The 22,739-nt window shown below is 67.4% G+C and carries 26 protein-coding genes; 15 read left to right on the top strand and 11 right to left on the bottom strand.

Going from position 1 to position 22,739, the window contains the following annotated elements:
* Positions 1 to 111: 111 nt before the first annotated feature.
* The 7 genes from mmsB to O3139_RS08235 form a co-directional block, all read right to left on the bottom strand.
* Positions 112 to 1,020, bottom strand: a complete 909-nt coding sequence (gene mmsB, locus O3139_RS08265; protein ID WP_269513462.1) for a 3-hydroxyisobutyrate dehydrogenase — start codon at positions 1,018 to 1,020, stop codon at positions 112 to 114.
* Positions 1,021 to 1,084: 64 nt separating this feature from the next.
* Entirely contained in the window at positions 1,085 to 1,849 is a 765-nt protein-coding gene (locus O3139_RS08260) for a class I SAM-dependent methyltransferase (protein ID WP_269513461.1), read from the bottom strand.
* Positions 1,850 to 1,910: 61 nt separating this feature from the next.
* The gene (locus O3139_RS08255) at positions 1,911 to 2,684 is read right to left on the bottom strand and encodes a class I SAM-dependent methyltransferase (RefSeq protein ID WP_269513459.1); all 774 of its coding nucleotides are present in this window, start codon (positions 2,682 to 2,684) and stop codon (positions 1,911 to 1,913) included.
* Between the two features lie 64 nt (positions 2,685 to 2,748).
* Positions 2,749 to 3,786, bottom strand: a complete 1,038-nt coding sequence (locus O3139_RS08250) for an enoyl-CoA hydratase/isomerase family protein (protein WP_269513458.1) — start codon at positions 3,784 to 3,786, stop codon at positions 2,749 to 2,751.
* Entirely contained in the window at positions 3,783 to 5,303 is a 1,521-nt protein-coding gene (locus tag O3139_RS08245) for a tryptophan halogenase family protein (protein WP_269513457.1), read from the bottom strand. The genes O3139_RS08250 and O3139_RS08245 overlap by 4 nt, the downstream gene beginning before the upstream one ends.
* Entirely contained in the window at positions 5,300 to 5,722 is a 423-nt protein-coding gene (locus O3139_RS08240; protein ID WP_269513456.1) for a hypothetical protein, read from the bottom strand. Before O3139_RS08240 ends, O3139_RS08245 begins: the two co-directional genes overlap by 4 nt.
* Positions 5,719 to 6,858: an isobutyryl-CoA dehydrogenase gene (locus O3139_RS08235; RefSeq protein ID WP_269513455.1), complete on the bottom strand. Its 1,140-nt coding sequence runs from the start codon at positions 6,856 to 6,858 to the stop codon at positions 5,719 to 5,721. The genes O3139_RS08240 and O3139_RS08235 overlap by 4 nt, the downstream gene beginning before the upstream one ends.
* Before the next feature lie 234 nt (positions 6,859 to 7,092).
* On the opposite strand from O3139_RS08235, the gene hemB reads away from it, so the two are divergent.
* Entirely contained in the window at positions 7,093 to 8,094 is a 1,002-nt protein-coding gene (gene hemB, locus O3139_RS08230; RefSeq protein ID WP_269513454.1) for a porphobilinogen synthase, read from the top strand.
* The gene (locus tag O3139_RS08225) at positions 8,091 to 8,699 is read left to right on the top strand and encodes a peptidylprolyl isomerase (protein ID WP_269513453.1); all 609 of its coding nucleotides are present in this window, start codon (positions 8,091 to 8,093) and stop codon (positions 8,697 to 8,699) included. Before hemB ends, O3139_RS08225 begins: the two co-directional genes overlap by 4 nt.
* Here O3139_RS08225 and O3139_RS08220 read toward each other — a convergent pair.
* On the bottom strand, positions 8,696 to 9,646 hold the full coding sequence (locus O3139_RS08220; protein ID WP_269513452.1) for an alpha/beta hydrolase family protein: 951 nt from the start codon (positions 9,644 to 9,646) through the stop codon (positions 8,696 to 8,698). The genes O3139_RS08225 and O3139_RS08220 overlap by 4 nt on opposite strands.
* A 17-nt stretch (positions 9,647 to 9,663) precedes the next feature.
* Here O3139_RS08220 and O3139_RS08215 point away from each other — a divergent pair, with 17 nt between their 5' ends.
* Entirely contained in the window at positions 9,664 to 10,563 is a 900-nt protein-coding gene (locus tag O3139_RS08215) for a LytTR family DNA-binding domain-containing protein (protein WP_269513451.1), read from the top strand.
* 3 nt (positions 10,564 to 10,566) lie between these two features.
* Here the strand turns inward: O3139_RS08215 and O3139_RS08210 are convergent, their stop codons facing one another.
* A complete protein-coding gene (locus tag O3139_RS08210; RefSeq protein ID WP_269513450.1) occupies positions 10,567 to 11,421 on the bottom strand; it encodes an NAD(P)-dependent oxidoreductase in 855 nt (284 codons plus the stop codon).
* A complete protein-coding gene (locus tag O3139_RS08205) occupies positions 11,418 to 11,924 on the bottom strand; it encodes a flavin reductase family protein (RefSeq protein ID WP_269513449.1) in 507 nt (168 codons plus the stop codon). Before O3139_RS08205 ends, O3139_RS08210 begins: the two co-directional genes overlap by 4 nt.
* A 96-nt stretch (positions 11,925 to 12,020) precedes the next feature.
* Between O3139_RS08205 and O3139_RS08200 the strand changes: the two genes are divergently transcribed.
* The 12 genes from O3139_RS08200 to O3139_RS08145 all read left to right on the top strand — a co-directional run bounded on the left by O3139_RS08200 (position 12,021) and on the right by O3139_RS08145 (position 22,003).
* The gene (locus O3139_RS08200; protein WP_269513448.1) at positions 12,021 to 12,362 is read left to right on the top strand and encodes an MmcQ/YjbR family DNA-binding protein; all 342 of its coding nucleotides are present in this window, start codon (positions 12,021 to 12,023) and stop codon (positions 12,360 to 12,362) included.
* 75 nt (positions 12,363 to 12,437) lie between these two features.
* Positions 12,438 to 13,283: a serine aminopeptidase domain-containing protein gene (locus O3139_RS08195; protein WP_269513447.1), complete on the top strand. Its 846-nt coding sequence runs from the start codon at positions 12,438 to 12,440 to the stop codon at positions 13,281 to 13,283.
* Positions 13,284 to 13,343: 60 nt separating this feature from the next.
* Positions 13,344 to 14,180, top strand: a complete 837-nt coding sequence (locus O3139_RS08190) for an aldo/keto reductase (protein ID WP_269513446.1) — start codon at positions 13,344 to 13,346, stop codon at positions 14,178 to 14,180.
* A 40-nt stretch (positions 14,181 to 14,220) separates the two neighbouring features.
* On the top strand, positions 14,221 to 14,469 hold the full coding sequence (locus O3139_RS08185; RefSeq protein WP_269513445.1) for a helix-turn-helix domain-containing protein: 249 nt from the start codon (positions 14,221 to 14,223) through the stop codon (positions 14,467 to 14,469).
* A gap of 95 nt (positions 14,470 to 14,564) precedes the next feature.
* Positions 14,565 to 16,091, top strand: coding sequence for a UbiD family decarboxylase (locus tag O3139_RS08180; protein ID WP_269513444.1), 1,527 nt, complete (start codon positions 14,565 to 14,567; stop codon positions 16,089 to 16,091).
* Positions 16,092 to 16,122: 31 nt separating this feature from the next.
* Positions 16,123 to 16,740, top strand: coding sequence for a hypothetical protein (locus O3139_RS08175; RefSeq protein WP_269513443.1), 618 nt, complete (start codon positions 16,123 to 16,125; stop codon positions 16,738 to 16,740).
* Between the two features lie 39 nt (positions 16,741 to 16,779).
* A complete protein-coding gene (locus tag O3139_RS08170; RefSeq protein ID WP_269513442.1) occupies positions 16,780 to 18,603 on the top strand; it encodes a M14 family metallopeptidase in 1,824 nt (607 codons plus the stop codon).
* 3 nt (positions 18,604 to 18,606) lie between these two features.
* Positions 18,607 to 19,029, top strand: coding sequence for an MAPEG family protein (locus O3139_RS08165; RefSeq protein WP_269513441.1), 423 nt, complete (start codon positions 18,607 to 18,609; stop codon positions 19,027 to 19,029).
* A gap of 39 nt (positions 19,030 to 19,068) precedes the next feature.
* On the top strand, positions 19,069 to 20,415 hold the full coding sequence (locus O3139_RS08160) for a TldD/PmbA family protein (protein ID WP_269513440.1): 1,347 nt from the start codon (positions 19,069 to 19,071) through the stop codon (positions 20,413 to 20,415).
* Positions 20,412 to 21,206 (top strand): 3'(2'),5'-bisphosphate nucleotidase CysQ, encoded by a 795-nt coding sequence (locus tag O3139_RS08155; RefSeq protein WP_269513439.1) that lies wholly within the window; start codon positions 20,412 to 20,414, stop codon positions 21,204 to 21,206. Before O3139_RS08160 ends, O3139_RS08155 begins: the two co-directional genes overlap by 4 nt.
* 26 nt (positions 21,207 to 21,232) lie before the next feature.
* A complete protein-coding gene (locus O3139_RS08150; protein WP_209320592.1) occupies positions 21,233 to 21,487 on the top strand; it encodes a DUF4170 domain-containing protein in 255 nt (84 codons plus the stop codon).
* Positions 21,488 to 21,673: 186 nt separating this feature from the next.
* On the top strand, positions 21,674 to 22,003 hold the full coding sequence (locus O3139_RS08145; protein WP_269513438.1) for a hypothetical protein: 330 nt from the start codon (positions 21,674 to 21,676) through the stop codon (positions 22,001 to 22,003).
* A 3-nt stretch (positions 22,004 to 22,006) separates the two neighbouring features.
* Here O3139_RS08145 and O3139_RS08140 read toward each other — a convergent pair whose 3' ends face one another.
* On the bottom strand, positions 22,007 to 22,672 hold the full coding sequence (locus O3139_RS08140; protein WP_269513436.1) for a fused DSP-PTPase phosphatase/NAD kinase-like protein: 666 nt from the start codon (positions 22,670 to 22,672) through the stop codon (positions 22,007 to 22,009).
* Between the last annotated feature and the right edge of the window lie 67 nt (positions 22,673 to 22,739).

The following is a 22,739-nucleotide window of genomic DNA, read 5'->3' as shown; positions in this document are numbered from 1 at the left end:
CGGCTTTCTGGCGACCCGGAAACGCCGGGGTGATGCGCCGATGACACTCCAAAGTCCACACGGGGGGCAAGGCGAAATCGTCGCAAGCCCTTAATCGATAACGGTTCTCAACTACGCCTTCGGCAACTCGTCCAGCTTGCCGCGCAGCATCTGCAGGATGCCCGAGAAGTCGCGCCCGCCGTATCCCAGCCGGTCGAACAGCTGGAACAGCGCCTCCGACTGCGCCCCCAGCGGCGTCGATGCCCCCGCCTTCGCCGCCGCGTCCTGTGCCAGCTTCAGGTCCTTCAGCATCATCGCCGTGGCGAACCCGCCGTCGTAGTTGCGGTTGGACGGCGCGGTCGGCACCGGTCCGGGCCAGGGATAGTAGGTCGTCACCGACCAGCTCTGTCCCGACGACTTGGCCGCGATGTCGAAGAACTTGACCGGGTCCAGCCCCAGCTTCTCGGCCAGGGCGATCGCCTCGCAGGTCCCCAGCATGGTGATGCCCAGGATCATGTTGTTGCAGATCTTGGCCGCCTGCCCGGCCCCGTGGTCTCCGGCGCGGAAGGTCGCCCGGCTCATCGGCTCCAGCGCGGCCTCGATGCGCCCGAAATCCGCCTCGTCGCAGCCGACCATGAAGGCCAGGGTCCCGGCATCCGCCGCCATCGTCCCGCCCGACACCGGGGCGTCGGCGAAGGCATAGCCGCCCTCCCGCGCCAGTCCGGCCACCTTGCGCGCCGTGTCCACGTCGATGGTCGAACAGTCCAGCAGCAGGGCAGACGCCGGGGCCACGCCGATGATCTGTTCGGAATAGACCTTCAGCACATGCGGGCCGGCCGGCAGCATGGTGATGACGACATCGGCGTCCCGGACCGCATCGGCCGCCGACGCGACCGGCGAACACCCCGCCGCGCCCGCGCGCTCCAGGGCGGCCGCCGACAGGTCGAACGCGGCGACGGCATGACCGGCCCTGGCCTGGTTGGCGGCCATGCCGCCGCCCATGTTCCCCAGTCCGATGAAGGCGACCTTTTTGGTGGTCATGGCGTGTCTCCCGAAAGCAATTTTTCTTTCGGGTTAGCCCCTCGTCACGCGCCCCGCCAGACCGTCAGGCCGGTTTTCTGAACCGCAGCATGAACTGGTCGGTGTGACCCCGAATCGCGGCGTCGAAGACATTGGCCGTGTGCGGATCGGCCGGATTGGCCAGCACATCGCTCTCGGCCTCCAGCACAAAGCCCGCCGCCTCGACCTCCCGCTTCACATCGGCCACGTCGATCCGGTGCAGACTGTCCGCCGCCTCAAGCCCCGCGCCCGGCAGGGCCGCGTGGTCGACGATGACATACAGCCCGCCCGGCTTCAGCGCCGCGAACACCGCCGCATTGACCCTGGCCGCCGTGTCCGCCGCGAAGGGCTTCAGATGCAGGTCATGATAGTTCTGGGCCGTGAAGATCAGGTCCATCCCCGCCGGAAACTCGGGAGCCCCGATCGGCGAGCGGATGGCCGAGACATTGTCCATGGCATCGGCCGCCGCCAGGGCCTCGCCATAGCTGGCCTGAAACGCGACGAACTCAGCCGGCTGCCACGCGACCACCTCGCCCCCGGCCCCGACCGCGCTGGCGAACACCCGGGTGAAGAAGCCGCCGCCGATGATCATGTCGCCGACCTTTTCGCCGGGTTCGACCTCTGCGAACGCCAGGGTCTCGGCCGTCTTGCGGGTCGCGTCGCGGGCGCGGTCCGCCTCGGGCCGGGCGGTGTCGGACAGCACGGAGGCATAGGCTCCGGCGTCCTGCGGCAGGGGTGCCATCCCCCCGGTTGTCAGCAGGATGGTGGCCGAAACGGCCCCGGTCAGCAGAAAGGCGAGCGAACGACGCATCAGGACCTCCTCGAACGCCGGGCTGGCGCGTAAACCAGCCTAGCGCGTGGCCGCAGGACCGTCAGCCCGGCTTCCTGAACCTCAGCACAAATTGATCGGTCCGGCCCCGGATCGCCTCATCGAAGACCGACAGGCTGTGGTCGTCCTCGGGGTTACGCACCACGTCCGTCTCGCCGTCGAAGACGAAGCCCGCCGCCTCGACCTGGGCCCGCAGGGCGGAGGCCTCGATCCGGTGCAGCGTCCCGACGACCGTCGTCCCGGCCCCCGGCGCGGCTTCGTGGTCGAGGATGACATACAGGCCGCCGGGCTTCAGAGCCTTGAAGACCGCCGCGTTCATTCGGGTCACATCGACGCCGAACCGGTCGATGACGAAGTCATGATACTCCTGGCCCATGAAGACCACATCCAGCGGCTCGGGAAAGGTCAGGTCCTCCAGCGCGCCCGTGATCCGCGTCACGTTCGGATAGTCGGCCGCCAGGGTGTCGCCATAGGCATTCTCGCGTGCCGAGGTCTGGTTCGGCACAAAGGCATAGACCCGCCCCTCGGGTCCCACGGCCCGCGCGAACAGACGGCTGAAATAGCCCTCCTCCGGCCGTACGTCGGCGATCCGCTCTCCGCCCTGAATTTCGGCGAAGGCCAGCATCTCGGCCGGCTTCCTCAGCGGGTCGCGCGCGACTTCGGACGCGGGCCGCAGCGGATCGGCGATGGCCAGGGCATAGTCCTGAACGACCGCCGAAGGCCGTTCGTCGGGATCGGCCGCCGTCTGGCCGGCGCAGACCGGAGTCGCGGCCATCAGGGCCAGGGCGGAGACGGCGAACAGGGTCGACTTCAGCATGGGAGGGTCCTCGAACAGCGGTTGACCCACTTACGCGCGGGACGGCACCCGGATGCAAGCCGCATCAGGCCAGCGGCGTCCATTCCTCGCCCTCCGGGAGGGGCGCGAACAGGGCCTTGATCGCCGCGTCGTCCACCTCGGCCAGGGTCGCCGGCGACCACTGCGGCGCATTGTCCTTGTCGACGATCACAGCCCGCACGCCTTCCTGGAAGTCGTGGGTCCGCACGATCCGCCCGCCCAGCCGGTACTCCATGGCCATATTGTCTGCGAACGAAGCCATCCCCGCGCCCTCCCGCAACTGGCGTAGTGTGACCTTGAGCGACTGAGGCGACCGCGATGTCAGGATCGCCCGCTGCGCCATCGGCCAGTCGCCGCCGTCGGCCTCCAGCGCTGCAAGGATCGCCTCGACCGTGTCATGTCCGAAAAGCGGGATCAGGATGCCCGGCGCCGGCACGATCGGATCGCCGCCGGTCATCAGACCGTCCAACGCCGACAGCCCGTTCGCGACCAGCGCCGCCTTCAGGGCCTCGATCCCGTCGCGCGCGACGAAATGCGTCGCCACCCCCGCTGCGACCGTGTCGCGCCCCTTCAGCCGTGCGCCCGTCAGGGCCAGCCAGGTCCCAAGCTCCGGCTCGGGCAGGCGCGGCAGGAACCAGCCGCCGCCCACATCGGGAAACAGGCCTATGCCCGTCTCCGGCATGGCGAAGGTCGTCCGCTCGGTGGCGATCCGCACATCGGCGGGCATCGAAATCCCGACCCCGCCGCCCATCACGATCCCGTCCATCACTGCAACGACGGTCTTCGGATAGCGGAACAGAAGGTCGTTCAGCCGGTACTCCGCATGAAAGAAGGCCTTCGCCTCGACCGCATCGGTCGCCCCGCTCGCGGCGATCATCCGGATGTCGCCCCCGGCGCAGAACCCGCGCTCGCCGGCATGGTCGATCAGCACAGACCCGACCGCATCGTCGTCGCGCCAGTCCAGCAGCGCCGCGGTCATGATCTCGCACATGCCCAGGTTCAGCGCATGCAGGGCCTTTGGCCGGTTCAGGGTGATACGCCCGACGCCGTTCTCGACACGGGTCAGGACCTCGGCCTCGCTCATGCCGCCACCGGGTCCATCGCCCACATCCCATGGCCCTTCAGATAAGCCTCATGCGTCGGCAGGGCCTCGGCCGTCGCCGCCCAGCCGCGCCGCAACTGTTCCAGTCCCGCCGCGACCTGTTCCGGGTTCTGGTAGTCATAGAGCGGGTTGTGAGTCCGGGGCACGATCCCCTGCCCGTACATGACCGCGAGCCAGGATGTCGGCTGGAAATACTCGTCGGCCCCGACCTGGAACATCAGACCCCGGTCCCGGAACAGCTCGACCCGTTCGGCCAGGCTGTCGGGGATCGGCATATCCCGCACATACCGCCAGAACGGCGTGTCGTCCCTGTCGGTCGCGTGATAGTGCAGGATCACGAAATCCCGGACCATCTCGATCTCGCGCACCAGCCTGCGGTTATAGGCATTCGTATTCGTCTGGCTGAACGCCAGATCCGGCCAGTGCTGCAACAGGCGGAAGATCCCGACCTGCACCAGATGGATGCTGGTGGACTCCAGCGGCTCGATGAAGCCCGACGACAGGCCCAGCGCCACGACGTTCTTGTCCCACAGCGTCTTGCGCCGCCCGGTGACGAACCGTAGCGGCCGTGGCTCGGCCAGCGCCTCTCCGTCCAGATTGGCCAGCAGGGTCTCGCGCGCCGAATCGTCGTCGACATAGTCGCTGCAATAGACATGGCCGTTGCCGGTCCGGTGCTGCAGGGCGATGCGCCACTGCCAGCCTGCATCGCGCGCCGTGGACGAGGTATAGGGATCGACCGCACGCACCTTCGCGCACGGCACCGCCCAGGCCCGGTTCATGGGCAGCCAGTGGGACCAGTCCTCATACCCGGCCTTCAGCGCGCCCTCGATCAGCAGTCCGCGGAAACCGGTGCAGTCGATGAACAGGTCGGCCTTCAGCGTCCGGCCGTCCTTCAGCACCACATGATCGACGAAGCCGTCCTCGGGCCGCTGGACGACCTCGACGATCTCGCCCTCGATCCGCTCGATGTCCCGTCGGGCGCAGACCTTCCTCAGATACTGGCCATACAGGACCGAGTCGAAATGATAGGCGGTGTGCAGCCCGCTCAGCGGCGACCGGGGATCCGGCGACCGCGCCCCGACCCTGCCCCGTCGCGCCGCATGGGCGCAGATCGAATAGGCCTCCAGACTCAGCGCCCTGCCCTGTTCGCGCATGGCGAAATAGGACCCCGGAAAGTCCCCCAGCGTCGATCCGCCGCCATAGGTGCCGAACGGGTGGAAATAGGCGCTGTCCTTCCGGCCCCAACCATTGAATTCAATCCCCAGCTTCAGCGTCGCCCGGGTCTCGCGCATGAACTCGGCCTCATCGAGGTCGATCAGGGCGTTGAAGTCCTTGATCGTCGGCACGGTCGCCTCGCCGACGCCGACGACGCCGATGTCCGCGCTCTCGACCAGCCGCACCTCCGCGTTCGGCCCCACGGACCGCTTGATCGCCGCCGCCGCCATCCAGCCGGCCGTGCCGCCGCCGACGATCAGGATCGATTTGATGGGTTCGGTCATTGAGCATGGTTCCTGCAGCTAGCCACCAGTGACTTCAGGGCGCTCGCTCTCCCCAAATGCCACGGCTCCCCCATCTCGTTTGGAGCATCCAGTTCGATCCATTCTCCGCCTCCAAGAGCCGCAAGACCAACCTCATCAATCTCATACTCCGCCGGGCCGATGTGTCGCATTTCGAATGACACCCCATCGACGATCAGGGCCGTCTTCGCGGTGTCATCCCGCACGAGACCACCGCCATAGTAGGTGATCACGCTCGTTTCTTCGCGGCAACTTGCGCGCAGAATCACAGACGAGAAGTCCCAACTCAGAAAAGCAGCGACGGGGTCCCGATCCAGGATGAGGCCGGAAATCCACTGAGGCTCGTCAACGGACTGGGGGCTGGCAAGCAGCGCCAGCGCGGCGAACAGAGCAGCGCTCATTGCCGCATCATTTCCCGCGCCGTGATCACCCGCATGATCTCGTTCGTCCCCTCCAGGATGCGGTGCACCCGCAGGTCGCGGACGATCCGCTCCAGCGGATAGTCCTTCAGATAGCCATAGCCGCCGTGCAGCTGCAGCGCCTCGTCGGCGATGTCGAAACAGGCGTCGGTGGCCATCCGCTTGGCCATGGCGCACCACTTGGTCGCTTCCGGGTGCCGGGTGTCCAGCGCCCAGGCCCCGCGCAGCACCATCAGTCGCGCGGCCTCCAGAGCGGTCGCCATGTCGGCCAGCTTGAACTGGGTGTTCTGGAACTCCGCCAGCGCCTTGCCGAACTGCTTGCGGCTGGCGACGTAGGCCTGGGCCTTCTCCAGGGCCAGCCGCGCCCCACCGATCGAGCAGGCCGCGATGTTCAGCCGTCCGCCGTCCAGCCCCATCATCGCATAGCGGAAGCCGTCGCCTTCCTGGCCCAGCATGTTGGCGACCGGTACGCGGCAGTCGTCGAACTGGACGATGGCGGTGGGCTGGCTGTTCCAGCCCATCTTCTTTTCCTGCGCGCCAAAGCTGAGCCCCGGCGTGCCCTTCTCGACCACGAAGGCCGAGATACCCTTCGGCCCCGGCTCGCCCGTCCGCGCCATCACCACATAGAGATCGGACGTCCCCGCCCCCGAGATGAAGGCCTTGGAGCCGTTCAGCACCCAGTCATCGCCGTCGCGCGTCGCCGAGGTCCGCATCGCCGCCGCGTCCGACCCCGAGCCGGGCTCGGTCAGGCAGTAGGAAGCGATCAGCGCCATCGTCGCCAGACGCGGCACATAGCGGCTGCGCAGATCATCCGCCCCGAACCGGTCGATCATCCAGGTCGCCATATTGTGGATCGAGATGAAGGCCGCCGTCGACACATCGCCGCGCGACAGTTCCTCAAAGATCACCGCCGCCTCGACCCGGCCCAGCGCCATGCCGCCGTGTTCCTCGCCCGTGTAGATGGCGGCAAACCCCGTCTGGGCCGCCCGGCGCATGACGTCGACCGGAAAATGTTTGGTTTCGTCCCACTCGGCCGAGTGCGGGGCCAGCTCGGCCTCGGCAAAGGCCCGCGCCGCATCCTGGATGGCGCGCTGGTCGTCGGTGAGGGCGAAATCCATGGGGTCTCCCGGAGGGTCGTTTTGCTCGCTTTACCCGCTTCCCTCTCCCGGCGGGAGAGGGCTTGAGCGCACGGGCCCGCAGGGCTCGTTCTGGCGCGAAAGGGTGAGGGGTTACAGTCGCGGCCGGTCAGGGCATGACCCCTCATCCGTCCTCTGAGCCTGTCCTGCCGCCGATCAAGGATCGGACCGGGGCCACCACCTTCTCCCCTCGGGAGAAGGACGCTAAGGGGAGACATGACCCTGCCCTTCGCGCCCGCCCCCTATCCACTCGCCCGCCCGCGTCGCCTGCGCAGCCAGCCCTGGATCCGCCGTCTGGTCGCCGAGACGACCCTGACGCCGTCCGATCTGGTCTGGCCCCTGATCATCCACGACGGTGCCGAGGATCGCATCCCCGTCGCCTCCATGCCCGGCGTCTTCCGCCTGTCGCCGAAGGCCGCGGCCGCCGCCGCTGTCGAGGCCCGCGATCTGGGCATTCCCATGGTCGCCCTGTTTCCCAACGTCGATCCGTCGCTGAAGGACAGCGTCGGCACCCGCGCCACCGACCCGGACGGCCTGGTGCCCGACTGCATCCGCGCCATCAAGGACGCGGCCCCGGAGGTGGGCGTCATGACCGACGTGGCGCTGGACTGCTACACCGACCACGGCCACGACGGGGTGCTGGAGGACGGCCGGATTGTCAACGACACGACGCTGGAGCGTCTCGCAGAACAGGCCTTCATCCATGCCCATGCCGGGGCCGACGTCGTAGCCCCCTCCGACATGATGGACGGTCGGGTCCAGGCCATCCGCGAGGCGCTGGAGGCCAACGGCTTCCACGACACCCTGATCCTGTCCTATGCGGCCAAATTCGCCTCGGCCTTCTACGGCCCGTATCGCGATGCGGTCGGTTCCGCAAAGCAGCTCAGCGGCGACAAGAAGACCTATCAAATGGATTACGCCAACGCCGACGAGGCGCTGAAAGAGGTCGCCATGGACGTCGCCGAGGGGGCCGACATGGTCATGGTCAAGCCGGGCATGCCCTATCTCGACATCGTCCGTGCGGTCTCCGAGACCTTCAGACTGCCGACCTTCGCCTATCAGGTCAGCGGTGAGTACGCGATGATGCAGGCCTCCATCGCCAACGGCTGGCTGGACGAGGACCGCGCCATCCTGGAGACCCTGCACGGCTTCAAACGCGCGGGCTGCGCCGGAGTACTCAGCTATTTCGCACCCAAGGCTGCGCGTCTGCTGGGATGATGGTTCGTCGCGCCTTTCTCGCCCTCGTCACCGCCCTCCTCTGGCCGGCCCTCGCCATCGCACAGGACGCTTCGACTCCCCTGCCCCGCGTGCAGATGGAGACCTCGGCGGGCCGCATCGTCATCGAGGTCGAGGTCGTCAAGGCACCAATCACCGCCGCCAACTTCCTGCGCTATGTGGACGAGCACCGCCTGGACGGCACCACCTTCTACCGCGCGATGCAGGCGGCACCCGGGGCCGGTCTGGTCCAGGGCGGGGTGAACAATGACCCCGACCGCGTCCTGCCGCCCATCACCCACGAGCCGACGACCGTCACGGGCCTCAGCCACATCGACGGCGCAGTATCCATGGCCCGCTACGCGCCGGGCACGGCAACCGGCGATTTCTTCATCTCCGTCGGCCCCACGCCGTCCTACGACGCAGGCCGACCCTTCTCGGTCGATCCCGATGGCTTCGCCGTGTTCGGCCGGGTGGTCGAGGGCATGGACGTGGTGCGCACCATCCTGACGTCGCCGACCTCGCCGACCGAGGGCGAAGGGTTCCTGCGCGGCCAGATGCTGGACCCGAAGATCGTGATCCTCAAGGCCTCACGGGCAATGCCCTAGGGCTCGCCCAAGGCCTCAGTGAAGAAGCGCACGACCTCTGCGTTGAACGTGACCTTGAACGCCGCGCGATCAAAGCCGGGCGCCGACGTACACAGTTGGGGCATGGCCACCCTCATCTCCTGCGAGCACGGCGTCAGAAAGTCATAGTGACCGGCATTCTCGACGCGGTGATACTCGACCGTCCCGCCGATCCGGTCGCGCACTGGCTCCACATTGTAAGGCGACGGCAGGATCTGATCGTCGGCGGCTTGCCACAGCTGCACGGGCACGGTGACCGAGGCCAGGCTCGCGTCGGTGAACGAAAGGCCGAACGCCGGCGCGGCGATGACGGCCGCCTTGACGCGCGGATCATGCGTTTCGGGGTGCCAGTTCGCCCGGTCAAGGCCTCCGTACATCGCGACCAGCCGACAGGCGAACACCTCCGGCTGAGCTACGCAATGCGCCGCAATCGCCCCAGCGTCTGATACCCCGCCGATGATCGATGTTACCGTGAACCCCCCCGCTGAAAACCCGAAGGCACCGATCCGCTCTTTGTCGACTTCCACCCGACCGGTCCAGGTCTCGGTCATGTAATCGATCAGCGCGCTGAGTTGCGGCGCGCGTCCGGTCAGTCGAAGCCCGCGGCTCTGGTCGCGGAAACTGTCGCCGGGATGAGTCAGGGCTGCGACGACGAAGCCGGCCTCGGTCAGAGACTGGGCTGTATCCGAATGGCCCCGATACCAACCACTGTTGCCGTGCGAGATGACGACAAGCGGGTGAGGCGAGCCGTCGGCGACGTTCGTCGGCAGCCAGACGCCGCCCTCGATCATCTCGCCGCCCGGACCAACGAAATGAATGATCTCGTCGGGCGCATCGTCCTGCGCGCGCGCCGCCACAGGCAGCACTCCGATCACGGCGAAGGCGGCCAGGTTGCACAGGAATCGCACGAGCGGCGCGGGGATTTGCATGAATGTCTCCGGGTTGGATGACCTCTCCTGCCCGCCGCTCCGTGCCGGCCGCCAGCCCGGTTTCGCGAATGGGCGAATGGGTTCGCGGCACGGCGAACGGTTCCGCTTGTGGCCGCCGTCGCTATAGTCTTGCCATGAACGTTGCGACGATCCGTCCTATCAACACATCGCGCGCCTGGGCGATCGACCTCGCGGCCTGGACCGTGGTCGGAGCGATCCTCGGCGCGGTCGGACCGTTCGGAAGCTTTTTCAACGACACCCTGCCCATACGCATCGGCTACTGGACGACGTTGTGTCTTGTCAGCGGCGTAGTCATCGGCGCGAGTGTGCGCCTCGTCTGGCCCCTGGCCCGGCAGCGACGGGTCCCCGCATGGGTCTGGGTTCCTGTCGTAGCCATGGTGATCACGGGTCCGCTCGGCCTGTTCGCCCGCGTCATGGCCACAGGCCTCTGGCCGGGCATCCGCGAGGCGGTCCGTCCGGATGAATGGTACGGGCAGACCCTCCTGATCGAATCGATTTTCCTGGCAATCTACGTCGCAGCGCATGCCCGAAGGACGTCGCTTGAATCGCCGAAGGCGACCACTGGCACGGCCGAAGCGCGCATTCTGGACCGGCTGCCCGCCCGGCTGGGACGAAACCTTCTGTGTCTGCAGATGGAGGACCACTACGTCCGCCTCCATACTCCCGAAGGCTCCTTTCTCGTGCTGACCCCCCTGCGTACCGCCATCGCACAGGTCGAGGGTATCGAGGGCATGCAGGTCCATCGCTCATGGTGGGTGGCGCGACAGGCCGTACAGGGCGTCGTTCAGGACGGTCGGAACCTGCGCCTGAAGCTTGCCAACGGACTGGAGGCGCCGGTCGCCCGCTCAAAGGTAGCCGAACTCAGAGCCGTAGGCTGGCCGGTCGGCCAGGGCTGACCCTCAGGATTTGAGCCGAGCCTTCAGGCTCGAAGTATCCCATCGGTTCCCGCCCATGGCCTGGACCTCTGCGTAGAACTGATCGACCAGCGCCGTCAGCGACAGCCGCGCGCCGTTGTCACGCGCTTCGTCCAGCACCAGCCCCAGGTCCTTTCGCATCCAGTCGACGGCGAAGCCGAACGCGAACTCGCCCCTGGCCGCCGTCTTCCAGCGATTGTCCATCTGCCACGACTGGGCCGCGCCCCTGGAGATGGCGTCATAGGCCGCGTCGGTGTCCAGCCCCGCGACCTGGGCGAAATGCACCGCCTCGGCCAGACCCTGGACCACGCCCGCGATGGCGATCTGGTTGACCATCTTGGTCAGCTGGCCGGACCCCGACGGACCCATGTGCTGGATGGCTTTCGAATAGGCCATGACCGCCGGGCGCGCCGTCTCCAGCGCCGCCGCGTCTCCGCCCGCCATGACGCTCAGCTGGCCGTTCTCAGCGCCCGCCTGACCGCCGGACACAGGCGCATCGATGAAGGCCAGACCGTGCGCATCGCACAGCGCCGCCATCTCGCGCGCGATCTTCGCCGAGGTCGTGGTGTGATCCACGACCACCGCGCCCCGGGGCAGGACCGCGACCGCCTCGGTCACGACCTGACGCACATCATCGTCCTTGCCGACGCACAGGATCAGCAGCGCGGCCCCTTCGGCGGCCTCGGCCACGGTCGGGGCGAACCGCCCGCCGTGCGCCCTGGCCCATGCCAGCGCCTTGTCGGTCGAGCGGTTGTATCCCGCCACATCGTGGCCGGCCGCCACCAGATGACGCGCCATCGGGCCGCCCATGACGCCCAGGCCGACAAAACCGATCTTCATGCGTCCCCCGTCGTGCCGTACCGTCCCCGGAAATAGGTCAGGGTCGGGCCGTCGCTGGCCTCGAAGCCTTCGACTTCGCCGACGATGGTCATGTGGTCGCCCATCTGCACCCGCTGATAGGTCCGGCAGTCGAACCGCGCGACGGCCCCCGACAGGCGCGGCGGAGCGTTTCCGACCCTCAGGAACTCACCGTCGGACAGCAGGCCGACGCCCCGGGCGAAACGATTCGACAGGGCCTGCGACCGGGCATCCAGTACATGGATGGAAAAGGCCTCGGCGGCCGAGAACGGCGCCCACCGCTCCGACTTCTCGTCGAGGCACCACAGCACCAGCCGCGGTGTCAGCGAGACGGAGGTGAACGAGTTGATCGTGATCCCCAGCGGTCCCGCCTCGCTGTCGGCCGTCACGACGCAGACGCCGGTCGCGAACGCGCCGAGCGCGCGGCGATACGCGGACACGTCCGCCTGGCGGACCGCTTCTTCGGACAGGGGTTCAAGGCTCACTTTCCGGACCTAGGCGAGCCTCGCCCGCGAGGCAACCGGGCCGTCGCCGGCGCGGCATATATTTCGTCGTACGCCGACTGCGTCTAGGCTGACGGCATGACCCCGTCCGAACTCCACGCCATGATCCTGACCTTCCCGGAAACCCAAAGCGGAACGTCCTACGGCATGCCGTCCTGGAAGGCGGCCGGAAAGTTCTTCACGCGCCTGCGGGCCGAGGACGACAGCGTGGTCGTGTATGTCGACAGCCTCGACCATCGCGACCTGTTGATGGAGGCCGAGCCTGAGACCTTCCACATCACCGACCACTATCGCGGCTATCCGGTCGTCCTCGCCCGACTGGCGACCGTCGATCCCGTCTGGCTGCGCAAGACGCTGGAGAAGCGGTGGCTGAAGGTCGTGCCGAAGCGGGTCTCCCGCGCCTATGCCCAGGCCTCTTGACCTTCCGCGACGTCACCATGCAAGCTTCGTTTCCATAAAGGACGGACCCCGGAGGCGGCCGTGTCGGAGCTCAGCGTGCAAGACGTCATTGCGGTCGCCAGAGACGGCTACCGTCTGCCGGCGAGGCTGTTCGCGGGCGCGGCACCGACCCATGCGGTGCTGGTGACCTCCGGCACAGGGTTTCCAAAAGGCTTCTACGAGCGGTTCGCCCGCCACCTCGCCGGCCGGGGTGCCATCGTCCTGACCCATGACATGCGGGGCATGGGGGCCTCCCGACCCGACGATCTCGCCGCCATGCAGATGACCTATGAGGATTGGGGGCGTCTCGACATGCCCGCCGCGCTTGACGCCCTGATCGCGGCCGCACCGGGGCTACCCGTGGTCCATGTCGGCCACAGCGTCGGCGGCCATTTCGCCGGCTTCATGCCGAACCATGCCAGGATCGCCCGCCATGCCTTTGTCGCCGTGGGCTCGGGCTACTGGCGCAAGCATCCGGTCCACTACAATCCGACCGAGCTGTTCTTCTGGTGGATCTACGGCCCCCTCAGCCTCGCCCGGCACGGCTATATCAAGGGCGGGAAGCTGTGGCGCGGCGCCGACCTGCCGCGCGGCGTCTTCATCCCCTGGCGTCGCTGGTGCCATGATCCGGACTATTTCGCCACGCGCCTGTCGGGCGAGTTGCAGCCCAACCATTTCGCCGAGGTCACGGCCCCGATCCGGTCATGGATCTTCACCGACGACCCGATCGCCAACCCCGTGACGGGGGCCGACATGCTGAAGGTCTATCCCCATGCCCCGTCCGATCTGATCGTGCGCACGCCTGCCGGGCAGGGCGTCCCCCGCATCGGCCACGAGGGCGCGTTCCGCCGCGGCATGGAGCCCCTGTGGAACGAAATCTACGACTGGTTGACGCAGTCCTGACTGGCGAATCGTGTCCCTCGCCCCATATCGGGCCTTCACGATTTGTCGCCGGAGCGTCCCATGTCGAACCCCCAGCTGTCCCTGACCGTCGATGGCCTGACAATCCCGCAACTCGGCTTCGGCACCTGGCAGCTGGAGCCCGCAGACGCCCGCCGCATGGTCGCCGAAGCCCTCCGCATCGGCTATCGCCACATCGATACGGCCTGGATCTACAAGAATGAGGCCGCCGTCGGGGACGGCATTCGCGATTCCGGCGTGGCCCGGCAAGACATCTGGCTGACGACCAAGATCTGGACCGCCCATTTCGAGCGGGACGCCCTGCTGCGCCAGGCCGAGGAATCGGCCCGGAACCTCGGATTCACGCCCGATCTGCTATTGCTTCACTGGCCCAAGGCGAAGCCGACCTTCGCCGAGACCATCGGGGCCCTGAATGAGGCGAAGGATCAGGGCCTGACCCGCGCCATCGGCCTGTCCAACTTCCCGTCCGGCCAGTTCCGCGAGGCCCGGCATCTGTCGAATGCCCCCCTGGTCACCAACCAGGTTGAATACCACCCCTATCTGTCGCTGAAGACGCTCCGCGTCACGGCGGCCGAACTGGGGTCCTCGATCACGGCCTGGTCGCCGCTCGCCCAGGGCAAGATCGCCGACGATACGGTCATCGGCGAAATCGCCCGGGCCCACGACAAGACCGCCGGTCAGGTCACGCTTCGCTGGCTGATCCAGCAGGGCGTCATCGCCATTCCCCGCACCCTGAAGCCGGAACGCGCGGCCGAAAATTTCGACATCTGGGATTTCGAGCTGTCCGATGACGACATGGCCCGCATCCATGCGCTGAATCGCGCCGACGGGCGGCTGGGCGACTGGCTCGACAAGGACTTCCAGTGGGATAAGGTCTGACCTGAAAAGCAGGCCGAATGGCCGCATTCAGGAAGCGACCATGGGCTCTGTTCTCGGATTTCCCGGTATCGATCCACACGACGCAGCGATCGGTGCCCGCCTGAAACGCTGGCGGGAAGAGCGGGGCATGGATGTCGACACCGTCGCCGCCGCCCTGAAGATCACCCCGGAAGAGGAACGCCGGGTCGAGGCCGGGCGCGCCCATCTGACGTCCGTGCAGCTGGCAGCCGCCACCCGCCACCTGCGCCTGCCTGTGTGGGCCCTGGTGTCGGACAGCCGCGCCTACTGAGTGGACCGCCCCCGCCTGACCGTTGCGGCGCTTGATCGCGGTCTCGCCTCAACGGCCGAGGGTGACAGTTAGCGCGCGCCGTCCTAATCCGCACCATGGCCTATAAATCCCTGCGCGACTTCATGGCCCAGCTGGAGGCTTCGGGCGAATTGGTTCGGGTCCGGGAGCCCGTGTCCACCGTGCTGGAGATGACCGAGATCCAGACCCGACTGCTGCGGAACGGCGGCCCCGCCGTCCTGTTCGAAAAGCCCGTCATGCCCGACGGTTCGATCAGCCCGATCCCGGCGCTGGCCAATCTGTTCGGCACGGTCAAACGCGTCGCCATGGGCGTGACGCTGGACAGGAAATCCCGCACTACGGCCGCCGAATTGCGCGAGGTCGGCGAGTTGGTGGCCTTCCTCAAGAACCCGACCCCGCCCCGCGGCCTGTCCGACGCCATGGACATGCTGCCTTTGGCCCAGTCCGTTCTGGCCATGCGGCCCAGGGTCGTGAAGTCCGCCCCGGTTCAGGAGATCGTCCTGAAAGGCGACCAGATCGACCTCGGCAAGCTGCCCATCCAGACCTGCTGGCCCGGCGAGCCCGCGCCCCTGATCACCTGGGGTCTGGTCGTGACGAAAGGTCCGTCGGACGACCGCGAGGACGACTTCAACCTCGGCATTTACCGCATGCAGGTGCTCGGCAAGGACAGGGCGATCATGCGCTGGCTGGCCCACCGCGGCGGGGCCCAGCACTACGCCCGCCACAAAAAGAAGAAGACCGGCCCCCTCCCCTGCGCCGTCGTCCTGGGGGCCGATCCCGGCACCATCCTGGCCGCCGTCACCCCGGTGCCCGACACCCTGTCTGAGTACCAGTTCGCCGGCCTGATGCGCGGTGCCAAGGCCGAGCTGGTGGCCTGCAAGACCGTGCCCTTGATGGTCCCCGCCCAGGCCGAGATCGTGCTGGAGGGCCATGTCCTGCTGGACGAGCACGCGCCCGAGGGGCCCTACGGCGACCACACCGGCTACTACAACTCGGTCGAGACCTTCCCGGTGTTTCAGGTCAGCGCCATCACCATGCGCCGCGACCCCGTCTATCTGACCACCTTCACCGGTCGCCCGCCCGACGAGCCCAGCGTGCTGGGCGAGGCGCTGAACGAGGTCTTTATCCCGCTGCTGCGCGCCCAGTTCCCGGAGATCACGGACTTCTGGCTCCCGCCGGAGGGGTGCAGCTACCGGATCGCCGTCGTGTCGATGAAAAAGGCCTATCCGGGCCACGCCAAGCGGGTGATGCTGGGCGTCTGGAGCTACCTGCGCCAGTTCATGTACACCAAATGGGTCATCGTCGTGGACGACGACATCGACGCCCGCGACTGGAAACAGGTCATGTGGGCCATGGCCACCAAGATGGATCCGGCCCGCGACATCACCCTGATCGAGAACACCCCGATCGACTACCTCGACTTCGCCAGTCCGGAGAGTGGGCTCGGCTCCAAGATCGGCCTCGACGCCACCGACAAATGGCCGCCCGAGACGAAGCGCGAATGGGGCGAGGAGATCCGCATGGACCGCGAGGTCGTCGACCGCGTCTCGGCCATGTGGGACCGCCTCGGTTTGCCGGGTGACGGCGCGCCGATCTGGAAATAATGTCCGACCTCAATCTACGCCGGGGAAGAAAATGAGCGCGTTCGAATTCTTCTTCAGCTTCTACGGCCTGCTGCTGGGCCTGTCGGTCGCCGCCATCGCCACCGGTCTGGCACTGGCGATCCAGAACCGCATGACCATGCGGATCGGCTATCTCACGCCGTTGCTGGCGACCTTTGTCGGTCTGGATATCGCCAGCTTCTGGGACTTCGCATGGACGGTCTTGAGGGACGCTCCGTTCAGCTACGGTCTGCTGGTCATGGGGCTGATCGTCGCCCTGGTCTATTTCGTGGCCGCATCCCTGGTGTTTCCCTATGCGGCGACCGAAGGGCAGTCGCTGGACGACCACTTCTGGTCCAACAAGCGCACGGTGCTGTTGCTGACCACCGTGGCCAATACCCTGTCTCTTTGCCTCGCTCTGCCCTTCGTGCTCGCCTCGCCGGACGGTGCCGTGCTGGCGTTTGGCTATGGCTTCAACCTCCTTCTCTATGTCCTGCTGATCCTGCCGGCAGCTCTGGCCAAAAAGCCGCGCCTGTTCGTCATCCTGACCGCGCTCCACATCGGCCTCTATCTGGCGATCGCTGTGACGTCCGTTCTCGCACCGTCCCTGATGACGATGCCCGAAGGCACCCCGCCTGCTGCCGCAGGTTGACCCTTGCTGTCTTCGGTCATTCGCGCGAGGACGATCCTCATGCGATCCCTGCTTTTCGCCGCCATTCTGGCGGCCCTGTGCCCGAGTCCCGTGATGTCCCAGTCTGTCGAAAACACCGCGCCCTGGGACCAGCCTTTCCTTCCCCCGGCCCTCGAATGGAACGGAGCCAGTCGCGCCTTGCTGGCGGACGCCACCAACCCCTGGATCACCGATTTCGAACGTGACCCGGCCCACGACTTCAGCCCCGACTATGCGGCGACCCGCGCCTGGTTCGATCGGCTGGACGCCGCTTCGGACCTGATCCGTATCGTCCAGTTCGGCACATCTCCCGAGGGCCGCCCGATCTATGCCGTCATCGCCTCGCGCGACGGTGCGACCCTCGATCCCGCCAAGCCGGTCCTGCTGGCCCAGGCCGGCATCCACCCGGGCGAAATCGACGGCAAGGACGCGGGCATGATGCTGCTCCGCGACATCGCCTTCGGCGATAAAGGCGAGCTGATCGATCATGCCAACCTGGTCCTGATCCCGATCCTGTCGGTGGACGGCCACGAACGCGCCTCCGCCTACTCGCGCCCGAACCAGCGCGGTCCGCGCATCCAGGGCTGGCGCAACACCGGCACCAACCAGAACCTGAACCGCGACTTCATGAAGCTGGACCAGCCCGAGATGTGGGCCTTGCGGACCTTCATCAACAGGTTGAACCCCGACCTCTACCTCGACATCCACGTCACCGACGGCTTGGATTACCAGTACGACGTCACCTATGGCTTCAATGGCGAGTTCGACAGCTACAGCCGCTCGCCCGCCTCGTCCGCCTGGCTCGACGATGTCTTCAAGCCGGCGATCAATGACGCACTGGAAGCCGAGGGCCACATTCCGGGGCCGCTGGTGTTCGGCATCGACGACCAGGACCCGAAGGCCGGCCTGAACGATGGCGGACTGGGCGAACGGTTCTCCAATGGTTGGGGCTCGGCCGCCCACGTACCGACCGTCCTGATCGAGAACCACAGCCTGAAGCCCTACGAGCAGCGTGTCCTCGGCACCTATGTCTTCATGGAGGCGTCGCTGCGTCTGCTGGCCGACCAGGTCACCCCACTTCGCTCGGCCATCATGGCCGACCGGGCCCTGCGCCCCACCGAGATCCCCGCCAACTTCGAGCCTGACCCGATCCCGCATCAGACCCGCACCTTCAAGGGCGTGCTTTACGAGACCTACGCCAGCCCCGCCTCGGGCCGACAGGAGGTCCGCTGGCTGGGCCGCCCGGACCCGGTGGAATGGCAGCTCCCCTACTACGGCTCGCGCCCGTCGCTGAGCCTGCACCGACCGACGGCCTACTGGGTGCCCGCCTATCGGACCGATCTGATCGAGCGCCTGCGCCTCCACGGCCTGACGATGGAGACGCTGGAGGCCGCGCGCACCGTTTCTGTCGAGATGCTGCGCCTGAACGACCCGACGCTCGCCCCGCGTCCGAACGAAGGCCACGTCCAGGCCAGCGTCACCGGGGTCACCCCGGTCGCCCGCGACTGGACCTTCGCCCCCGGCTCGGTGCGCGTCCCGACGGATCAACCCCTGGGAGACATCGCCGTGCTGCTGCTGGAGCCGCAGTCGTCCGAGAGCTTCCTCGCCTGGGGCATGTTCCCGGAGGTTCTCAGCCGCGTCGAATACATCGAGGGCTATGCCATCGCGCCGCTGGCCGAGGCCATGATGGCCGCCGACCCTGCCCTGAAGGCCGAGTTCGAGGCGAAGCTGGCCGCCGATCCCGCCTTTGCGTCCAATGCCGAGGCACGGCTGGGCTGGTTCTATGAACGAACCCCGTTCTATGATGACCGCTACCGCCTCTATCCGGTGGCGCGCGAGAACTGATCCATGACCTTGCTGACCGAGATGACCGCCGCCCAGGCCACCGCGCTGTGGAGCGGCCTGATGGTGCTGCTGATGGTCTTCCTGGCCGCGAGGGTCATCATGAGCCGTCGCGCCAACCGCGTGTTGCTGGGCGACGGCGGCAGTGCGGAAGTGGCGCTGGCCGCAAGGGTGTTCGGCAATGCGTCCGAATACATTCCGGCGGGTATAGGAGCCATGGTGGCCCTGACGCTGCTCGGCATCCCCGGCCTGGCCGTCCATGTGATCGGTGGCATGCTCTTTCTGGGGCGTCTGATCCACGCCTTCAGCCTCAGCAACAGAAAGCCAACGATCGGGCGCGTCGTCGGTATGAGCCTGACCCTGCTGGCCCTGCTGGGTGCGGGATCGATGCTGGTCGTCCATGCCTTCGTCGGCAGCCCTCACGGCTAGAGCCGTTGCGGCTGGCGCACGGGTCCGCCATATCGGGCCATGCCTGACAATCTGACGTCCCCCGACCTTCTCCACGACCTGGTGGCCGCCGCCCTGCGGGCCGGTGCCGACGCCGCCGAAGCGGTCACGGCTGAGCGGGCCTCCCTTTCGGTGGGCGTCCGCAACGGCGCGCTGGAAGACGTCGAACGCGAGGAAAGCCGCGACCTGGGCCTGCGCGTCTTCGTCGGCCGTCGCCAGGCCTCGGTGTCCGCCTCCGACCTGTCGCCCGGCACCCAGGCCCGGCTGATCGAGCGCGCCGTAGCCATGGCCCGCCTGGCTCCCGAAGACCCCTATGCCGGTCTGGTCCCCGCCGACCGGCTGGCGCGCGACCCCTTCGCTGATCTTCAGCTGCACGATCCGTCCGGGCGCTCCGCCGCCGAACTGGAACAGGTGGCGGCCGAGACCGAGGCGGCGGCCCTCGCTGTCCCGGGCGTTGCGCGTTCGGAAGGCGGTCATGCCTCGACCTCCTCCAGCCGTTGGCGGCTGGTCACGTCGGAGGGCTTCGACGGAGCCTATGCCGCGACGGGATTCGCCCTCGGGGCCGGCGTCATCGCCGAGAAGGACGGGGCCATGGAGCGCGGCGGAGAAAGCCGCTCCACCCGCTGGCTGTCCGACCTGCCTGCCGCCGCCAACATCGGCACCGAGGCCGGGCGCAAGGCCGTTGAGCGCCTCTCACCCCGCAAGATCGCCTCGATCACGGCCCCGGTGATCTTCGACCGCCGTGTGGCCGGGCAGGTCCTGTCCCCTCTGCTGGGCGCGATTTCCGGCCCGTCGATCGCGCGTGGCACCTCTTTCCTGAAGGACCGGCTGGGCCAGCCGGTTCTGCCGCGCGGCGTCAGCCTCGTGGAGGATCCCTTGCGACTTCGCGGCCTGGGTTCGGCACCGTTCGACGACGAGGGATCGCCGGTAAAGGCCCGCAATCTGGTCGACGACGGGGTTCTGACAACCTGGCTGCTGAACGCCTCGGCCGCCGCTCAGCTGGGCCTCGAAAGCACCGGTCATGCCTCGCGCGGGCTGGCGGGTCCGCCCGGCGTCTCGACGCACAACGTCCACCTGACGCCCGGCGACCTCGATCGCGACGGGCTGATGAAGAGCGCGGGCACGGGCCTGATCATCACCTCGATGTTTGGCCCGTCGCTGAACGCCAACACCGGCGACTGGTCCGCGGGCGTGTCGGGCCTGTGGTTCGAGAACGGCGAGATCGCCTGGCCGGTCAGCGAGATCACCGTCGCGGGCAACCTGATCGACCTGTGGGCCCGCATGGTCCCCGGCTCGGATCTGGAGTTCCGGTCCAGCTTCAACAGTCCGTCCCTGCTGATCGACGCCGTCGCCATCGCGGGCAAATGACCGGCCTCGACTCCGACCTTGACCTGATCCGCGCGGCGGCCCGGCGTGCCGGAGCCCTGGCCGAGGCCGAGCGCGATCGGGGTCTCCGCATCGATCGCAAGGTCGGCGGCTCCCCGGTCACCAGCGCAGACCTCGCCGTCGATGCCATGTTGAAGGCCGACCTGCTGGCGGCCCGCCCCGATTATGGCTGGTTGTCGGAAGAGACGCCCGACACGTCCGACCGTCTGTCAAAATCCCGCCTCTTCGTCGTCGATCCCATCGACGGCACCGTCGCCTTCATGAAGAAACAGCCCTGGTGGTGCGTCCCCATCGCCATCGTCGAGGACGGCGCGCCGATCGCCGCCGTCATCCATGTGCCGGCCCTGAACGAGACCTTCGAGGCGACCCTGGGCCGCGGGGCGACGCTCAACGGCCGCACCATCATGGCCTCCGACGTCGATACCCTCGATGACGCCGCCGTCCTGGCCGACGCCCGCCTGATGGAGGGACCGCACTGGCCCGAACCCTGGCCGCCGATGCGCTACGAGAAGCGCAACGCCCTGGCCTATCGGATGGCCCTGGTCGCGTCGGGGGCCTTCGACGCCGCCATCGCCCTGACGCCCAAATGGGACTGGGACGTCTGTGCCGGGGCCCTGATCGCGGCCGAGTCCGGCGCGAAGGTCAGCGATCATCATGGCCGACCCTGGCGGTTCAACCAGCCGGACCCGCGTCAGGCCAGCCTGGTCTGCTCGGCTCCGGCGCTCCACCCGTTGATCCTGCGCCGCACAGGGCCTATCCCGCTGGCCACCTGATCCGCCGCTCCCCCGGAAAGCCATCCATGACCGACGCGCCCAACTCAGCCGACCCCCAGTTGCTCCACCTCGTCATCGGCGGAGAGCTTCGCCACCTGGACGCCCCCGTGTTCCGCGATCTGTCCAAGGTCGAGTTCGTCGGGGCCTTCCCCAACTATGCCGAGGCCAAGGCTGCCTGGAAGGCCCGGGCCCAGGCCACGGTGGACAATGCCCACATGCGCTTCTTCATCCTGCACGCCCACCGGATGATCGATCCGCGCGGTGAAACGACCGGCGGCTGAACCCTCTTCATATTCGGCGAATGGCCTCTTCGACCAAAGGAGCGACACGATGATACCGATGCTTATCATCACGATGATCCCGATCCTTATCGTTCTCGGCCTTCTGGCCGTCGGCGTCGCCATCGGCGCCTTCGCCACCCGACGCGCCCCCGGTGCGACGCCGGCCCCGGTCGATCTCCGAACGGGGTGGAACGTTCCGATGAGACCCGCGCACGCGGTCAGGACCGGCGACCCCTTTGCCCATTCGCCCCCGCCGGAGCCTTTGGTGCCCGGGCCGACCCGAACGTCCGGGGTGCACTCGTGACACTGTTCGGGACAACTCTGGGGGTCGAACAGATCGCCAGCCTCGTCGCGCTGCTGGCCACGCTGGTGCTGTGGATCGCCGCGCTGGGCCGCGAGCGGGGCTATGCCCGCTGGTTCAAGGCGTGGGAAGCGGCGAGAAAGGCACGCCACGATGCCGAACGCGGCATCCAGCCACCCCCCTCCGACAAGCCCCCGACCGGCCCCTGGGGCTGAAGCCTACTCCCGCTTCAGCAGCCGCTCGGTCAGCAGGGTCCCCCACCACGACGCCCGGAACCGTGTGCGCATCGCACGGGGATCATAGGCGTCCGATTCGACCCACTCCAGGAAACCCACGCCGGTAGGCTCCACCTCGTCGATGTAGGTCTCGACGAAATAGTCCAGCACGCCGGTCAACCCCTCCCGGCTGTGCAGAAACCGTTTCGACAGCTCCTGCCGTGCGACCGAGATCGGCTCCCCCAGCCTGAAATGCCGGTAGAAGACCGCCATCAGCCCGGCCCGGTCCGCGCCGGACTTGCAGTGGATCAGGGCAGGATATTCGATCGACGCGAACAGATCCCGGGCCCGGCGTACCCGATCCTTCGACGGTGGATCGCGCGAATCGAGCGGCGCATCGATCAGGGTCAGACCCAGCCGATCGCACGCCTCCTTCTCCAGCCAGTAATAGCCTTCGTCTCGCTCCCCGCGCAGATTGATGACCGTCCTGATCCCCTGCCGGGCCCAGCCTTCCAGCTGGCGCGGCGACGGCTGGTTGGTGCGGACCAGATCCGGCCCGATCCAGTGGGCGTTCGAAAACGCCAGCCGCAGGAAGGCGTGATCGTTCCAGAAGAAGTCCCGTCGCGCGGCCGCCAGCCCGTCCGGGGTCGAGACATCAAATCGCGCCATGGCTGTGAAATAGGCGATGGATCGCTTCCCGTCATCCCGTCCCGACGACCGAACGCTTGACTTGCGA

The sequence above is a fragment of the Brevundimonas subvibrioides genome (assembly GCF_027271155.1).
Lineage (GTDB): Bacteria > Pseudomonadota > Alphaproteobacteria > Caulobacterales > Caulobacteraceae > Brevundimonas > Brevundimonas subvibrioides_D.
The sequence above is the reverse complement of the archived record's forward strand: the minus strand, read 5'-3'. Positions and strand labels throughout refer to the sequence as shown.

Excerpts from the sequence above, each read along its gene's own strand:
- mmsB (WP_269513462.1), bottom strand. The coding sequence starts at position 1,020 with ATGACCACCAAAAAGGTCGCCTTCATCGGACTGGGGAACATGGGCGGC.
- O3139_RS08260 (WP_269513461.1), bottom strand. The coding sequence starts at position 1,849 with ATGCGTCGTTCGCTCGCCTTTCTGCTGACCGGGGCCGTTTCGGCCACC.
- O3139_RS08255 (WP_269513459.1), bottom strand. The coding sequence starts at position 2,684 with ATGCTGAAGTCGACCCTGTTCGCCGTCTCCGCCCTGGCCCTGATGGCC.
- O3139_RS08250 (WP_269513458.1), bottom strand. The coding sequence starts at position 3,786 with ATGAGCGAGGCCGAGGTCCTGACCCGTGTCGAGAACGGCGTCGGGCGT.
- O3139_RS08245 (WP_269513457.1), bottom strand. The coding sequence starts at position 5,303 with ATGACCGAACCCATCAAATCGATCCTGATCGTCGGCGGCGGCACGGCC.
- O3139_RS08240 (WP_269513456.1), bottom strand. The coding sequence starts at position 5,722 with ATGAGCGCTGCTCTGTTCGCCGCGCTGGCGCTGCTTGCCAGCCCCCAG.
- O3139_RS08235 (WP_269513455.1), bottom strand. The coding sequence starts at position 6,858 with ATGGATTTCGCCCTCACCGACGACCAGCGCGCCATCCAGGATGCGGCG.
- hemB (WP_269513454.1), top strand. The coding sequence starts at position 7,093 with ATGACCCTGCCCTTCGCGCCCGCCCCCTATCCACTCGCCCGCCCGCGT.
- O3139_RS08225 (WP_269513453.1), top strand. The coding sequence starts at position 8,091 with ATGATGGTTCGTCGCGCCTTTCTCGCCCTCGTCACCGCCCTCCTCTGG.
- O3139_RS08220 (WP_269513452.1), bottom strand. The coding sequence starts at position 9,646 with ATGCAAATCCCCGCGCCGCTCGTGCGATTCCTGTGCAACCTGGCCGCC.
- O3139_RS08215 (WP_269513451.1), top strand. The coding sequence starts at position 9,664 with ATGACCTCTCCTGCCCGCCGCTCCGTGCCGGCCGCCAGCCCGGTTTCG.
- O3139_RS08210 (WP_269513450.1), bottom strand. The coding sequence starts at position 11,421 with ATGAAGATCGGTTTTGTCGGCCTGGGCGTCATGGGCGGCCCGATGGCG.
- O3139_RS08200 (WP_269513448.1), top strand. The coding sequence starts at position 12,021 with ATGACCCCGTCCGAACTCCACGCCATGATCCTGACCTTCCCGGAAACC.
- O3139_RS08190 (WP_269513446.1), top strand. The coding sequence starts at position 13,344 with ATGTCGAACCCCCAGCTGTCCCTGACCGTCGATGGCCTGACAATCCCG.
- O3139_RS08185 (WP_269513445.1), top strand. The coding sequence starts at position 14,221 with ATGGGCTCTGTTCTCGGATTTCCCGGTATCGATCCACACGACGCAGCG.
- O3139_RS08180 (WP_269513444.1), top strand. The coding sequence starts at position 14,565 with ATGGCCTATAAATCCCTGCGCGACTTCATGGCCCAGCTGGAGGCTTCG.
- O3139_RS08175 (WP_269513443.1), top strand. The coding sequence starts at position 16,123 with ATGAGCGCGTTCGAATTCTTCTTCAGCTTCTACGGCCTGCTGCTGGGC.
- O3139_RS08170 (WP_269513442.1), top strand. The coding sequence starts at position 16,780 with ATGCGATCCCTGCTTTTCGCCGCCATTCTGGCGGCCCTGTGCCCGAGT.
- O3139_RS08165 (WP_269513441.1), top strand. The coding sequence starts at position 18,607 with ATGACCTTGCTGACCGAGATGACCGCCGCCCAGGCCACCGCGCTGTGG.
- O3139_RS08160 (WP_269513440.1), top strand. The coding sequence starts at position 19,069 with ATGCCTGACAATCTGACGTCCCCCGACCTTCTCCACGACCTGGTGGCC.
- O3139_RS08155 (WP_269513439.1), top strand. The coding sequence starts at position 20,412 with ATGACCGGCCTCGACTCCGACCTTGACCTGATCCGCGCGGCGGCCCGG.
- O3139_RS08150 (WP_209320592.1), top strand. The coding sequence starts at position 21,233 with ATGACCGACGCGCCCAACTCAGCCGACCCCCAGTTGCTCCACCTCGTC.
- O3139_RS08140 (WP_269513436.1), bottom strand. The coding sequence starts at position 22,672 with ATGGCGCGATTTGATGTCTCGACCCCGGACGGGCTGGCGGCCGCGCGA.